We start from the raw sequence: 13703 nt of genomic DNA, 5'->3' as shown, positions 1-13703 counted from the left end.
GACGCTTCGACAGGCCTGTCCTGAGCGAAGTCGAAGGGCTCAGCCCGAACGGTGCGGGAGAGCCGGACCAGTAAAGATCAAAAGAAACACCCCAGCATCAAGAACGGTGAAGCGTACCCGCCCAGAAGGTCCGCCGCCGTTCCAACCCCAAGAGAGAGGAGTACAGGAATGAACGCACGCATGGAATATGGCATCGGCTTCGACCCGATCGAGACCGCGAGCCGCGACGAACTGAGCGCGCTGCAGCTCGCGCGCCTGAAGAAGACCGTTCAGCACGCCTACGACAACGTGCCGCACTATCGCCGCAGCTTCGAGGCCGCCGGCGTCCATCCGTCGGACCTGAAGACGCTGGCCGACCTGTCGAAATTCCCCTTCACGGTGAAGAAGGACTTCCGCGACAACTACCCCTTCGGCCTCTTCGCCGTGCCGCGTGAGGAAGTCGTCCGTGTGCATGCCTCCAGCGGCACGACCGGCAAGCCGACCGTCGTCGGCTACACGCAGAACGACATCAATAACTGGGCCGACCTCGTCGCGCGCTCGATCTACGCCGCGGGCGTGCGCAGGGGTGACGTCGTGCATATCTCGTACGGCTACGGCCTCTTCACCGGCGGCATGGGCGCGCATTACGGCGCCGAGCGCCTCGGCTGCACCGTCGTGCCGATGTCCGGCGGCCAGACCGAGCGCCAGGTCCAGCTGATCCAGGACTTCAAGCCGAAGGCCATCATGGTGACGCCGTCCTACATGCTCAACATCCTCGAGCAGTTCGTGCGCCAGGGGCTCGACCCGGCCGAGTCGTCGCTGAAGATCGGCATCTTCGGCGCCGAACCCTGGACCGAGGCGATGCGCCACGAGATCGAAGCGCGTGCCGGCATCGACGCGGTCGACATCTACGGCCTGTCCGAAGTGATGGGGCCGGGCGTGGCGAGCGAGTGCATCGAAAGCAAGGACGGCCCGGTGATCTGGGAAGACCACTTCTACCCCGAGATCATCGACCCCGAGACCGGCGAAGTGCTGCCCGACGGAGAGGAGGGCGAGCTCGTCTTCACGTCGCTGTCGAAGGAAGCGCTGCCGGTCATCCGCTACCGCACCCGCGATCTCACGCGCCTGCTGCCGCCGACTTCGCGCTCGATGCGCCGCATCGGCAAGATCACCGGCCGCTCGGACGACATGCTGATCATCCGCGGCGTGAACGTCTTCCCGAGCCAGATCGAGGAGCTGATCCTGAAGCAGAAGGAGCTGTCGCCGCACTACCAGATCGAGCTGACCCGCGACGGCCACATGGACAAGATGGAAGTCGTCGTCGAACTCTCGACCGAAGCGGCCGAGCTCGGCCCGCTGCGCCAGCAGGAGATTGCGAAGCTCTTGCAGCACAACATCAAGTCCTACATCGGCATCAGCACGAAGACGACGATGGCGCAGCCGGGATCGCTGTTCCGCTCGGTCGGCAAGGCCAAGCGCCTGATCGACAAGCGCAACGTGACGGCCTGAGGAGGGAAGGGACGATGAACAACGCCTATATCTGCGACGCCATCCGTACCCCCTTCGGCCGCTACGGCGGAGCGCTGTCCGCGGTGCGCGCCGACGACCTCGCGGCGCTGCCGATCCGTGCGCTGGTCGAACGCAATCCCGACGTCGACTGGGCCGCGGTCGATGACGTCATCTACGGCTGCGCCAACCAGGCCGGCGAGGACAACCGCAACGTCGCACGCATGGCCGCGCTGCTCGCGGGCCTGCCGCAGGACGTGCCCGGCACGACGGTGAATCGCCTGTGCGGTTCCAGTCTCGATACGGTCGGGATGGCCGCGCGGGCGATCAAGTCCGGCGAGGCCGACCTGCTGATCGCCGGCGGCGTCGAGAGCATGAGCCGCGCGCCCTTCGTGATGGGCAAGGCCGACAGCGCCTTCTCGCGCAGTGCGAAGATCGAGGACACGACGATCGGCTGGCGCTTCGTGAATCCCCTGATGAAGGCGAAGTACGGCATCGACTCGATGCCCGAGACCGCCGAGAACGTGGCGACCGAGTTCAACATCAGCCGCGCCGATCAGGACGCGCTGGCGCTGCGCTCGCAGCAGCGCTGGGCGGTCGCCAACGAGGCGGGGCTCTTCGCGAGCGAGATCGTGCCGGTGGCGATCCCGCAGAAGAAAGGCGAGCCGAAGCTCTTCACGACCGACGAGCATCCGCGCCCCGAGACGACGCTGGAGACGCTCGCCAAGCTGAAAGGCGTCGTGCGTCCGGACGGTACGGTCACGGCGGGCAACGCGTCGGGCGTCAATGACGGCGCCTGCGCGGTGCTGCTCGCGTCGGAAGCCGCCGTCGATCGCTACCGCCTCAAGCCGCGCGCCCGGGTCGTCGCGATGGCCGCTGCCGGACTCGCGCCGCGCATCATGGGCTTCGGCCCCTCGCCGGCGTCGAAGAAGGTGCTCGCGAAGGCCGGCCTGACGCTCGCCGACATGGACGTCATCGAGCTCAACGAAGCCTTCGCCGCGCAGGCGCTCGCGGTGACGCGCGATCTCGGCCTGCCGGACGACGCCGCGCACGTCAATCCGAACGGCGGCGCGATCGCGATGGGCCACCCGCTCGGCGCCTCCGGCGCACGCCTCGTCACCACGGCGTTGAACCAGCTCGAACGCACCGGCGGCCGCTACGCGCTGTGCACGATGTGCATCGGCGTGGGGCAGGGCATCGCGCTAATCATCGAACGGGTTTGAGCGGGAGACATGCCGTGGCCAATCTCCACGATTCGAAGGACAAACTTGCCGAACCGCTGGTCCTGGCCGAGCGCCGGGGCCGCGTCGCGCTGCTCACGCTGAACCGCCCCGACCATCTCAACGCCTTGAGCGACACCCTCATCGACCTGCTCGGCGACGAGCTCGAGGCGATGGACGCCGACGAGTCGATCGGCGCGATCGTCATCGTCGGTGCCGGCAAGGCTTTCGCGGCCGGCGCCGACATCGGCGCGATGGCGGAATGGAGCTACATGGACGTCTACAAGACGAACTACGTGTCGCGAAACTGGGACCGCCTCGCCCGCGTCCGCAAACCCTTGATCGCGGCGGTTCGCGGCTTCGCGCTCGGGGGCGGCTGCGAGTTGGCGATGACCTGCGACATGATCATCGCCGCCGAAGACGCACGCTTCGGCCAGCCCGAAATCCGTCTCGGCGTGCTTCCGGGCGCGGGGGGCACTCAGCGACTGCCGCGGGCGCTAGGCAAGGCGAAGGCGATGGACCTGTGCCTGACCGCGCGCATGATGGACGCGCAGGAAGCCGAGCGCGCGGGGCTCGTGTCGCGGATCGTTCCCGGCGAGCGCCTGCTCGACGAGGCGCTCGAAGCGGCCGAGCGGATCGCGGCGTTCTCGCTGCCGGTCGCGATCATGATCAAGGAATCGGTGAACCGCGCCTTCGAGTCGGGCTTGTCGGAGGGACTGCTGTTCGAGCGACGCACCTTCCACGCGAGCTTCGGCCTGCAGGACCAGAAGGAAGGCATGGCGGCCTTCGTCGCCAAGCGCCGCGCAAGCTTCACGCATTGCTGACCGGCGGCGAACGAGAAAACGGGGGATCGAAGTATCACAAGCTGCATCCATCGAACGGCACGGCGATGTCGTCTTGCTCGTGATCGGCAACTGCATCAAATTGGAAGGCGGCGACTGCGCATGACGAGGACGTGCGCATTCGGCTCTCGGCCTCCAAGCGAGGATGGAGCGCGCGGTGCGACCTCGTAGCCGGTGGATTTGGGAGGCGCCGACGTAAGGCCCGGTCTCTACACGCGTCCTGGTATATCCAAAATATACGTTTCTGGTTCTTTTGACTGAACGACCGCGCTTACATACTCTTGGCATGCCCAGGCGTAATCTCGACCCCGTCTGCGCCCCGTTTCGCTTCATATCCTCTCCCAGAAGCCCGTCAAATGAACCCTCCCGGCTCTAATCCACGCAGCGCTTGGGCGCTAATGATCGTGTCGGCCTTTAGTGCCTTGTCGCTCGCAGCTTGCAGGGGCGACGACGCCGGCGCGGCATCGGCGCCACCGCTACCGCAGGTCAGCGTCGCGCAGGTGGTGGTCAAGGCGGTGAGTCAGTGGGATGAATACAGCGGTCGCATCGAGGCGACCGAAAGTGTCGACCTGCGCCCGCGCGTGTCGGGCTACATCGAGCGCGTCGTCTACCGCGAAGGCCAGGAAGTGAAGAAGGGCGACGTGCTGTTCGTCATCGACGCACGCACCTATCGTGCCGAACTGGCACGCGCCGAAGCTCAGCTGGCACGTGCCCGCAGCCAGGCTGCGAACAGCCGCAGCGAGGCTGAGCGCGCGAAGATGCTGGTCGGACAGCAGGCCATCTCCACCGAGGTCTGGGAACAGCGCCGCGCCGCGGACGAGTCCGCGCAGGCCGAGGTCCTGGCCGCGCAAGCGGCGGTGGAAACCGCGAGGCTGAATGTGGAATGGACTCAGGTCCGGGCACCGATCTCCGGTCGTGCCGGGCGCGCGCAGTTCACCGCGGGCAATCTCGTCGCCGCCGGCGATGCGGCCAGCGTACTCACCACGCTGATGTCGCTCGACAAGGTCTATGCCTACTTCGACGTCGATGAGAACGCGTTTTTGCGCTACGGCCAACTGGCGCGCAAAGGCCTGCGCGTCAGCGAGCGCGACGGCAAGGTGCCGGTTCAAGTCGGCCTGGCCAACGAGGACGACTTCCCGCACGCCGGTCAGGTCGAATTCGTCGACAACCGGCTCGACAGCGGCAGTGGCACGATCCGCATGCGTGCCGTTTTGGACAACCAGGGCCGCATGTTAACTCCGGGCCTGTACGCGCGAGTGCGCCTGCTCGGCAGCAGCGAGTTGAATGCGGTGCTGATCGACGACAAGGCGGTACTGACCGACCAGGACCGCAAATACGTCTACGTGGTCGACAAGGACGGCAAAACGCAGCGTCGCGACGTGCAGCTGGGCGGTAGCGCGGACGGGCTGCGCATTGTCGACAAGGGCCTGGCCGAAGGCGACCGCGTGATCGTCAACGGTTGGCAGAAGGTATTCATGCCGGGTATGCCGGTCGATGCGACGTCGGTGCCGATGCAGGCGGCAGCCGTGCCGGCCACCGCCTCGAACTGACGATTCCCCATGGACTTTTCCAAGTTCTTCATAGAGCGGCCGATCTTCGCCGCGGTCTTGTCGATCGTGATCTTCGCCGCCGGCCTGATCGCGATCCCGATCCTGCCGATCAGCGAATACCCCGAGGTTGTTCCGCCCTCGGTGGTGGTGCGCACCGTGTACCCCGGTGCCAACCCCAAGGTGATCGCCGAGACAGTCGCTTCGCCCTTGGAAGAAGCGATCAACGGCGTCGAAGGCATGATGTATCTGAAGTCGGTCGCCGGTTCGGACGGCGTGCTCCAGATGACCGTGACCTTCCGGCCCGGCATCGACGCCGACGATGCCGCAGTGCGGGTGCAGAATCGCGTCGCCCAGGCCAACGCTCGCCTGCCCGAGGACGTACGCCGCCAGGGCGTGACGGTGCAGAAGCAGTCGCCGACCTTCTTGATGGTCGTGCACCTGACCTCGCCGGACGAAAAGTACGACACGCTGTACCTGCGCAACTACGCGCGACTGCACGTGAAGGACGCGCTCGCGCGTATCCCCGGCGTGGGTGACGTCAATGTCTTCGGCGGTGGCGACTATGCGATGCGCGCGTGGCTCGATCCCGATGCCATCGCAGCTCGCGGTCTGACTGCCGGCGACGTGCTTGCGGCGATGCGCGAGCAGAACGTGCAGGTCTCCGCCGGCCAACTCGGCGCGGAGCCGATGCATGGCAGCCAATTCCTGAAGCTGATCAACGCCCAGGGCCGGCTTCGTACCGAGCAGGAGTTCGGCGACATCGTGCTCAAAACGGGCGCGAGCGGCGAGATCGTGCGCCTGCGCGACGTGGCACGGCTCGAACTCGGCGCCGGCGACTACACCCTGCGCGCCAAGCTCGACCGCAACAATGACGTCGTCGGCATCGCGGTATTCCAGGCGCCAGGCGCGAACGCGCTCGAAATCCGCGACCAGGTGATCGCGGCGATGGACGCGATGCAAAGGAACTTTCCGCCGGGGATCAAGTACGAGACGGTGTATGACACGACCGTATTCGTTCGCGAATCGATCAACGCGGTGGTGCACACGCTGCTGGAAGCGGTGCTGCTGGTGGTGCTGGTGGTGATCCTGTTCCTGCAGACCTGGCGCGCTTCGATCATTCCGCTGATCGCGGTGCCGGTGTCGATAGTCGGCACCTTTGCCGGACTGCACCTGTTGGGGTTCTCGATCAACACGCTGAGCCTGTTCGGCCTGGTGCTGGCGATCGGCATCGTCGTCGACGACGCGATCGTCGTGGTCGAGAACGTTGAGCGAAACATCGAGGAAGGGCTGTCGCCCCTCGACGCCGCGCACCAGGCGATGAAGGAGGTCTCGGGTCCGATCGTCGCGATTGCCCTGGTGCTGTGCGCGGTATTCGTGCCGATGGCCTTCCTGTCCGGGGTGACAGGCCAGTTCTACAAGCAGTTCGCAACCACCATCGCGATCTCCACGGTGATCTCGGCGATCAACTCCCTGACCCTGTCGCCGGCGCTGGCCGCGCGTCTGCTCAAATCCCGCAACGCCCCCCAGGACGGCCCCACTCGTGTGATCGAGCGGCTGTTCGGCTGGGTGTTTGTCCGATTCAACCGCTCTTTCAGCGCCGGCGCCGAACGTTACCAGGGTGCCATGTCGCGCATGCTGGATCGTCGCGGCGTGGTGTTCGCGGTCTACGCGCTGCTGCTGGTCGGTACGGGGCTGATGTTCAAGGCCGTGCCGGGAGGTTTCATCCCGATGCAGGACAAGATGTACCTGATCGCAGGGGTCAAGCTGCCCGAAGGATCGTCGCTCGAGCGCACCGATGCGCTGCTGACCAAGGTCGTGGACATCGCGCTGCACACCGACGGCGTTGCCCACGCCGCGGTCTTCCCGGGCTTGAACGCGTTGCAGTTCACGAACACGCCGAATGCGGGCATGACTTTCCTGCCCTTGAAGCCGTTCGACGAGCGCAGCCGCAGTGCAGCGGAGATCAACGCCGAGATCAACCAGAAGATCGCCGGCCTGCAGGAGGGCATCGCCTTTTCGATCATGCCGCCGCCGATCCTGGGCCTGGGCAACGGCGCCGGCTATTCGTTGTTCATCGAGGACCGCGCCGGCCTCGGCTACGGCGCGCTTCAGGACGCGGTGATGGCCTTGCAGGGCATGGCCGTCCAGACTCCCGGACTCAGTTATCCGATCACCAGCTACCAAGCCAACGTGCCGCAACTCGACGCGGAAGTCGACCGCGTCAAAGCCAAGGCCCAGGGCGTGCCGCTGACCAACGTGTTCGACACCCTTCAGACCTACCTGGGTTCGGCCTACGTCAACGACTTCAACCAATTCGGCCGCACCTGGCAGGTGATCGCCCAGGCCGACGCCCGGTTCCGCGACAGTGTCGAGGACATCGGCAACCTGCGCACCCGCAACGACCGCGGCGAGATGGTACCGATCGGCTCCGTCGTGAAGATCAAGCAAAGTTACGGCCCCGACCCGGTGCTGCGCTACAACGGTTACGTCGCCGCCGATCTGGCCGGCGAAGCCAACCCGCGCATGCTGTCTTCGAGCGAGGCGATGGCCAAGGTCGCCGAGTTGGCGCGGCAGGTGCTTCCACCCGGCATGGAGATCGAGTGGACGGACCTCAGCTACCAGCAGGCCACGCAGGGCCGCGCAGCGCTTCTCGTGTTCCCGCTGGCGGTGATGCTGGTGTTCCTGGTGCTGGCCGCCCTGTACGAGAGCTGGACCCTCCCGTTGGCGGTGATCCTGATCGTGCCGATGTGCCTGCTGTCCGCGCAGGTCGGCGTGTGGCTGAGCGGCGGCGACAACAACGTGTTCGTGCAGGTCGGCCTGGTGGTGCTGATGGGCTTGGCATGCAAGAACGCGATCCTGATCGTCGAGTTCGCCCGTGAACTCGAGATGCAGGGCAAGGGCATTGCCGAATCGGCGCTCGAAGCCTGCCGCCTGCGGCTGCGCCCGATTGTGATGACCTCGATCGCGTTCATCGCAGGCGTAGTGCCGCTGATGCTGTCCACCGGCGCCGGCGCGGAGGTGCGCTCGGCCACCGGCGTCACGGTGTTCGCGGGAATGCTGGGCGTGACCCTGTTCGGCCTGTTCCTGACCCCGGTGTTCTACGTCGCGCTGCGCAAGCTGTCCGGCCGCGCGCTCGTCCAGCACGGGGAATCGAGCTTGGCCGGCCATCCGCTGCGCACATGAGCTTTTCCATCGGAGCGATCTTCACGAACTCGGTGGCCATCAGGCGTGGCTCCAGACCGAGCGCCTGCATCGTGCGCTCCGCGCGCTGCCATGCCCATGAGCGTGCCGCATGGCAGTGTCGACAGCCACCCACTCCAGGAACCCGCGTCGTTGAGCTCTCGCATCTCGACCACGCGCCCGGCGTCGTCGGCCATGCAGGCCGCGAACATGTTCTTTGCCGCTGTATTCGCTGGTCATGACCCGCTGCGGGCACACTGCTGCATTATTAACCCGGCAGCTAAGTACCGTTCGGGCTGAGCTTGTCGAAGCCCTGCCAACGCCCTTCGACAAGCTCAGGGCGAACGGTTGTATTAATTTGCCGGGTTAATAGTCCAAGCACGCCTTCATCCGGTCGCTCTGGCGACGGATTTCTCCGACAGCTTCGATTGTCTTGCAGGAGCAACATTTCGACCTCTGTGGCCAAGGTCCGCCGGGTGAGGGACGTCCCGTGCTGCTGCAGTCGCCGCTCCTGTCTGCAACAGGCACGAACCGTCGAGGGGGCGGTGGCAGGCGGGCAGCCCACATCGTTGGCGCGATCCATGGCTTAGAATGTCGCGATGAGCTTCGCCGTCCGCGCCATCACCCTCGACCTCGACGACACCCTGTGGCCGTTTGCCCCGATCGGCGCACGGATCGAGCAGGCGATCCACGATTGGATGCTGCGGCACAGCCCGCGCACTGCGGGGATGTTTCCGATCCCGGCGATGCGGGCGCTGCGCGAGCGCACCTTCACCGAAAACCCGCATCTCGCGCACGACCTGAGCGCGCTGCGCCGGATGACGCTGGCGCAGGCGCTGCATGAGAGCGGTGCCGATCCGTCGCTCGTGGAGCCGGCGTTCGAGGCCTTCTACGCCGCGCGCAACGAGGTGGAGTGCTATCCGGACAGTCTCGATGCTCTGCAACGAATCGCCGCGCGGATGCCGGTAGCGGCGATCACCAACGGCAACGCAGACCTGCAACGGATCGGTCTGGGCGAGCACTTCGTCTTCCAGCTGGGCGCGCGCGAGCACGGCGCGGCCAAGCCGGATGCGGGCATTTTCCTGGCCGCGTGCATGCGCCTGGGCTGCATGCCGGGCGAGGTGCTGCATGTCGGCGACCACGTCGAGATGGACGTGGCTGGCGCCGCACGCGCGGGCCTGCGTGCATGCTGGCTCAACCGCGTCGGCGGACGCTGGGAGCGCGAGGACTTGCAACCGGACCTGGAGTTCGTCACCCTCACCGAACTCGCGGATTGGCTGGAGGCGTAGGCAGGAGAAGAGGGAATTCGGCCGGAGCCGCCGGAGCACGGCAGACTGGCGCATCGCCCCGTGCGACCCCTCGATGCCAGGGCTGTAGTGCGGGCAGGGCAACGGCCCGTGTTGGGGAACGAACGCTCGACGCCCGCCAGCTCGACACACTCACAGAAAGCAGCGGAGATCTGGTGGTCGGGCCACGAGTCTTGATGGGCAGGGTCAGTGACGGCGGCGAGCCGGTCACTGTTTTCGAGAGTGGGGCGGTCATGCTGCGTTGGTGACCGAAGGCCTCGTCCGTACGGTGTTTCCTGACCGCCGCTAAATGGAGACTAGATAACTCCACGTTTTTCTTGCGCAGTTAAACGCGGAGTTATACAGTCCTGGTTATGGCACACATCACAACCAGCGTCGAATACGCGATCCATTGCCTCCTGTGGCTCGTCAGCTCGGATGGCAGAGCTCTGAGCAGCCGGGATCTCGCGGACTTGCAGGGGATCTCCCCCAGCTTCCTCGCAAAGATTCTGCCGAAGCTGGAAAAGGCGGGCGTTGTCGTCGCGAACGAAGGCGTTCGTGGCGGGTATCGCCTTTCGCGCCCGCCCGAGCAGATCAGCTTTCTTCAGATCGTCGATGCCATCGAAGGCGAAAAGCCGCTGTTCGATTGCCAGGAAATCCGGGACCGCTGCGCTGTCTTCGACGATGAGCCGCCGCAGTGGGCCGTCACAGGCGTCTGCGCAATCCACGCCGTCATGCTGAAGGCCGAACAGGCGATGCGTGCGGAGTTGGCCGCGAATACCCTGGCCGATGTCGCCGGCACCTTCGAGCGCAAGGCGCCGGCCGAATTCATTGTCCAGCTCCACGACTGGGTCAGCGACCGTATCGACAGCCGAAAACCGGGACGTCCTCCCAAGGCTTCCAAGCCGCCTTCCTGACCTCACTCAGGTCTGCCCCCTTACAACTCGGATCCAACTCCCGGTCCTTCGCCGGACGGGCCGGGAGTGTGCTGCCGCGCCTCTTCGGCAGGGATTCCTTCGTCCGGAATTCGTAAAAAAGGAAAACACCCAATGCGAAAACACATCCTTATCGCTGGCGCGGGCTTCGCCGGCACCTGGGCCGCGATCTCGGCTGCGCGCGCCGTCTCCTTGGCCGGCAAGGAAGCGGAAGTCGCCATCACGATCGTTTCACCTTCCGCGAACCTCGTGATCCGCCCCCGTCTCTATGAAGCAGTGATCGAGGACATGAACCCCGACATCAAGCCCTTGCTCGACGCGGTCGGCGTGCAGCACGTGGCGGGCACCGTGACGGAAATCAGGCCTGACGAGCACCAGGTCACCGTTGCCAAGGCCGATGGCAACGCGGCGGTGATGCACTACGACAAGTTCGTCCTTGCCGCGGGCAGCCAGCTGTTCACGCCGCCGATTCCGGGACTGACGGAAAATTCGTTCAACGTGGACCAACTGGAAAATGCGCGAAGGCTGGAAGCCCACGTCAAATCGCTGTCGGCCCGCACGCCGACCCAGGCGCGCAACACCGTGGTGATCGCAGGAAGCGGGTTGACCGGCATCGAGACCGCTGCGGGCATGCGGGGACGATTGCAGGCTGTGCTGGGTGACGATGTGGGGATCCGGGTCATCATCGTCGAACAGGCAGCGACCATCGCCCCGCACCTGAGCGCCGCCGCCCGTGTCGTGGTGGAGGAGGCGCTTGCCGAGTGCGGCGTCGAGTTCAAGGTCGGTGCTGCCGTCGTGTCGGTCGACGCGGATGGCATCGAGCTGTCGTCGGGGGAACGGGTCGAGAGCAGCACCATTGTCTGGACTGCCGGTGCGAGGGCGCATGTCCTGGCCGCCCAGATACCCGGAGAACATGATCGACTTGGCCGTCTGGTCGCCGACGCCTGCTTGCGTGCGCAGGGCACGGCCGATATTTTCGTGACCGGCGATGTCGCCCGCGCGGCCACCGACGATCACGGCAACTTTGCACTGATGTCCTGCCAGCACGCGATGAGTCTGGGCCGTGTCGCCGGTCATAACGCGGCAGCGGAACTGGTCGGTTTGCCGCTGCACTCCTATAGCCAGCCGAAGTATGTGACGTGCCTGGACCTGGGTCCCTGGGGCGCGCTCTACACCGAGGGTTGGGACCAGCAAGTCTCCCTGGTGCGGGAGGACGCCAAGTCGCTCAAGCGGGAAATCACGACCAAATGGATTTACCCGCCGGCCGCGGATCGTGAGGCAGCTTTCGCGGTCGCCAATCCCGATTTCGTGATCGTTCCGTGATCGTGGTACCAGACTCGATATTCCGTTAGTGCGGTGCGGCGGTGCGCGGAATCGGGATTCCCGGAAACGCGCATCCAATGTCTTCGCAGGTGCGACGAATTCGCTGTTGTACGCAGCGCGGTCGCTCGACTCCACGAGGGGTAACGCCTCGTGGAGTCGGGGTCGTAGTCCTCCGGGAAAGCAGCGCCTCCGCTTCGGTCTGAATCGCATAGGCCGTGTCGAAAGTCAGTAAGAAGGCGCTGTGATTCGGCCGGGCCACGCACGAGGTCCACGAAAGAAAACTTTGCTTACAGAGCCCAGTTTGGGTCGTTGCAGCGGCTGGCCTAATCTTCATATTCCATAAGGAATCCGACGCGATCCTCCAACGCATTCAGGGGCTTCCGCAGGTCCGGGAATCCGCCGGAATGATCATTGAATCGCCATAACCTCGAGTGGCGTTGCCCGTGGTCACGAAGCTTGAACTTCGGTGCGCGATAATGGCTCCCCCGCATGACGGTGGGGCAGTCGCCGGCTGGATGGCGCGCTATCGGCCCCTCGACGGGATGATCGTGCATCCCCTGGATGAGGTCGACGAAGGTCTCGTCTCGAAGATCCTGCACCGCCATCCTGCCGCGCCATTCGATGCCATCCTGATGCTGGTTGCGGGCAGTAATCTGGCGGCGGCGAGGCGCTGGCTGGGGGCAGGGGTGCAGGGGGATATGCCGGTCGTCGTCCTCAACAGGGGGCTGCGCACCGCCGCGATTCGCTCGTTGCTGCAGCTGGGGGCACGGGATTTCGTTGCGAGTGACTGCGATCCCGAGGAACTGCATCTGCGGCTGTGGCGCCTGCGCATTACGGCTCGGCGCCACCCGGGGACGGATAGCGCGGGGGCGGTGTGTCACCCCTTGCTCCTGCATCTGATCGGGTCGAACGGGCCGTTCCTCACCCAGATCGAACGCATTCCGGTGATCGCGGCGTGCGATGCGGGGGTGCTCGTTCTCGGCGAGACGGGAACGGGCAAGGAGCTGTGCGCGCGGGCGATCCATGAGCTCAGCGGACGGGCCGCGCGGCCCTGGGTGGCGGTGAATTGCGGTGCGTTGCCGGAAGATCTGGTGGAATCCGAGCTGTTCGGACATGCGCGGGGCGCCTATACGAGCGCCAACGAGTCGCGCATCGGACTGATCGGTGAAGCGGAGGGAGGTACGGTCTTCCTCGACGAGATCGACAGCCTGCCGCTGGCGGCACAGGCGAAGCTGCTGCGATTCCTGCAGGACAAGGAGTACCGGCTGGTCGGGGACGCGCGGCCGCGCCGGGCGAACGTGCGCGTGATCGCCGCCACCAACAGCGATCCCGATGCGCTGGTCGAGGCGGGGCGCCTGCGCCGGGATCTGTACCACCGGCTGAACATCCTGTCGCTGCACCTGCCGCCCTTGCGCGAGCGTCTCGAGGATCTGATGCCGCTGATCGATCATTTCATCTGCCGCTTCGCCGGCGAGTTCGATCGTCCGGTGCGCGGGCTGACGCGCGCGGCCTTGGCGCGCCTGGCGGCCTACCGCTGGCCGGGCAATGTGCGGGAGCTCGAGCATTCGATCCAGCGCGCGGTGCTGTTTTGCGGCGGAGAATTCATCGACGCCGGCGACCTCGAGTTGCCGGCCGTGGAAGCCCCGGTGTGCCAGAACTTCCGCGCCGCCAAGGACCATGCGGTGAAAGCCTTCGAACGCTCGTACATTGAGCGCCTGCTGCTGATGTGCGACGGTAACATCACCCATGCGGCCGAGGCTGCGGGGAAGGACCGTCGCGCCTTCTGGCAGCTCATCCGCAAGCATGGCATCGACGCCGAACGCTACCGCGCGCCGGAAAGGCACGACGGTTAGCGCGTCCCCAAACTTTGCAGACAGGTCGA

General features: G+C 65.5%; 9 protein-coding genes. All 9 read left to right on the top strand.

The features are described 5' to 3' along the window. The first annotated feature begins 168 nt into the window (after positions 1-168). The 9 genes from paaK (at position 169) to ROZ37_RS13310 (ending at position 13674) form a co-directional block, all read left to right on the top strand. Positions 169-1488 carry a phenylacetate--CoA ligase PaaK gene (gene paaK / locus ROZ37_RS13350; protein WP_312660016.1) on the top strand — a complete coding sequence of 440 codons (1320 nt, stop codon included), beginning with the start codon at positions 169-171 and terminating at the stop codon, positions 1486-1488. A 14-nt stretch (positions 1489-1502) separates the two neighbouring features. After that, positions 1503-2708, top strand: a complete 1206-nt coding sequence (pcaF, locus tag ROZ37_RS13345) for a 3-oxoadipyl-CoA thiolase (RefSeq protein ID WP_312660014.1) — start codon at positions 1503-1505, stop codon at positions 2706-2708. Positions 2709-2722: 14 nt separating this feature from the next. Beyond that, positions 2723-3529 (top strand): enoyl-CoA hydratase, encoded by an 807-nt coding sequence (locus ROZ37_RS13340; protein ID WP_312660011.1) that lies wholly within the window; start codon positions 2723-2725, stop codon positions 3527-3529. 374 nt (positions 3530-3903) lie between these two features. Continuing rightward, positions 3904-5097 carry an efflux RND transporter periplasmic adaptor subunit gene (locus ROZ37_RS13335; protein ID WP_409449961.1) on the top strand — a complete coding sequence of 398 codons (1194 nt, stop codon included), beginning with the start codon at positions 3904-3906 and terminating at the stop codon, positions 5095-5097. Positions 5098-5106: 9 nt separating this feature from the next. Then, entirely contained in the window at positions 5107-8280 is a 3174-nt protein-coding gene (locus tag ROZ37_RS13330; RefSeq protein WP_312660007.1) for a multidrug efflux RND transporter permease subunit, read from the top strand. Positions 8281-8876: 596 nt separating this feature from the next. Beyond that, positions 8877-9566, top strand: coding sequence for an HAD-IA family hydrolase (locus ROZ37_RS13325; protein ID WP_312660006.1), 690 nt, complete (start codon positions 8877-8879; stop codon positions 9564-9566). A gap of 371 nt (positions 9567-9937) precedes the next feature. Beyond that, entirely contained in the window at positions 9938-10480 is a 543-nt protein-coding gene (locus tag ROZ37_RS13320; protein ID WP_312660004.1) for an Rrf2 family transcriptional regulator, read from the top strand. A 132-nt stretch (positions 10481-10612) separates the two neighbouring features. Continuing rightward, positions 10613-11821 (top strand): FAD-dependent oxidoreductase, encoded by a 1209-nt coding sequence (locus ROZ37_RS13315; RefSeq protein WP_312660003.1) that lies wholly within the window; start codon positions 10613-10615, stop codon positions 11819-11821. 515 nt (positions 11822-12336) lie between these two features. After that, positions 12337-13674, top strand: a complete 1338-nt coding sequence (locus ROZ37_RS13310; protein WP_312660002.1) for a sigma-54 dependent transcriptional regulator — start codon at positions 12337-12339, stop codon at positions 13672-13674. The last annotated feature ends 29 nt before the right edge of the window (positions 13675-13703 follow it).

This window comes from Aromatoleum sp. (assembly GCF_032027225.1).
GTDB lineage: Bacteria > Pseudomonadota > Gammaproteobacteria > Burkholderiales > Rhodocyclaceae > Aromatoleum.
The sequence above is the reverse complement of the archived record's forward strand: the minus strand, read 5'-3'. Positions and strand labels throughout refer to the sequence as shown.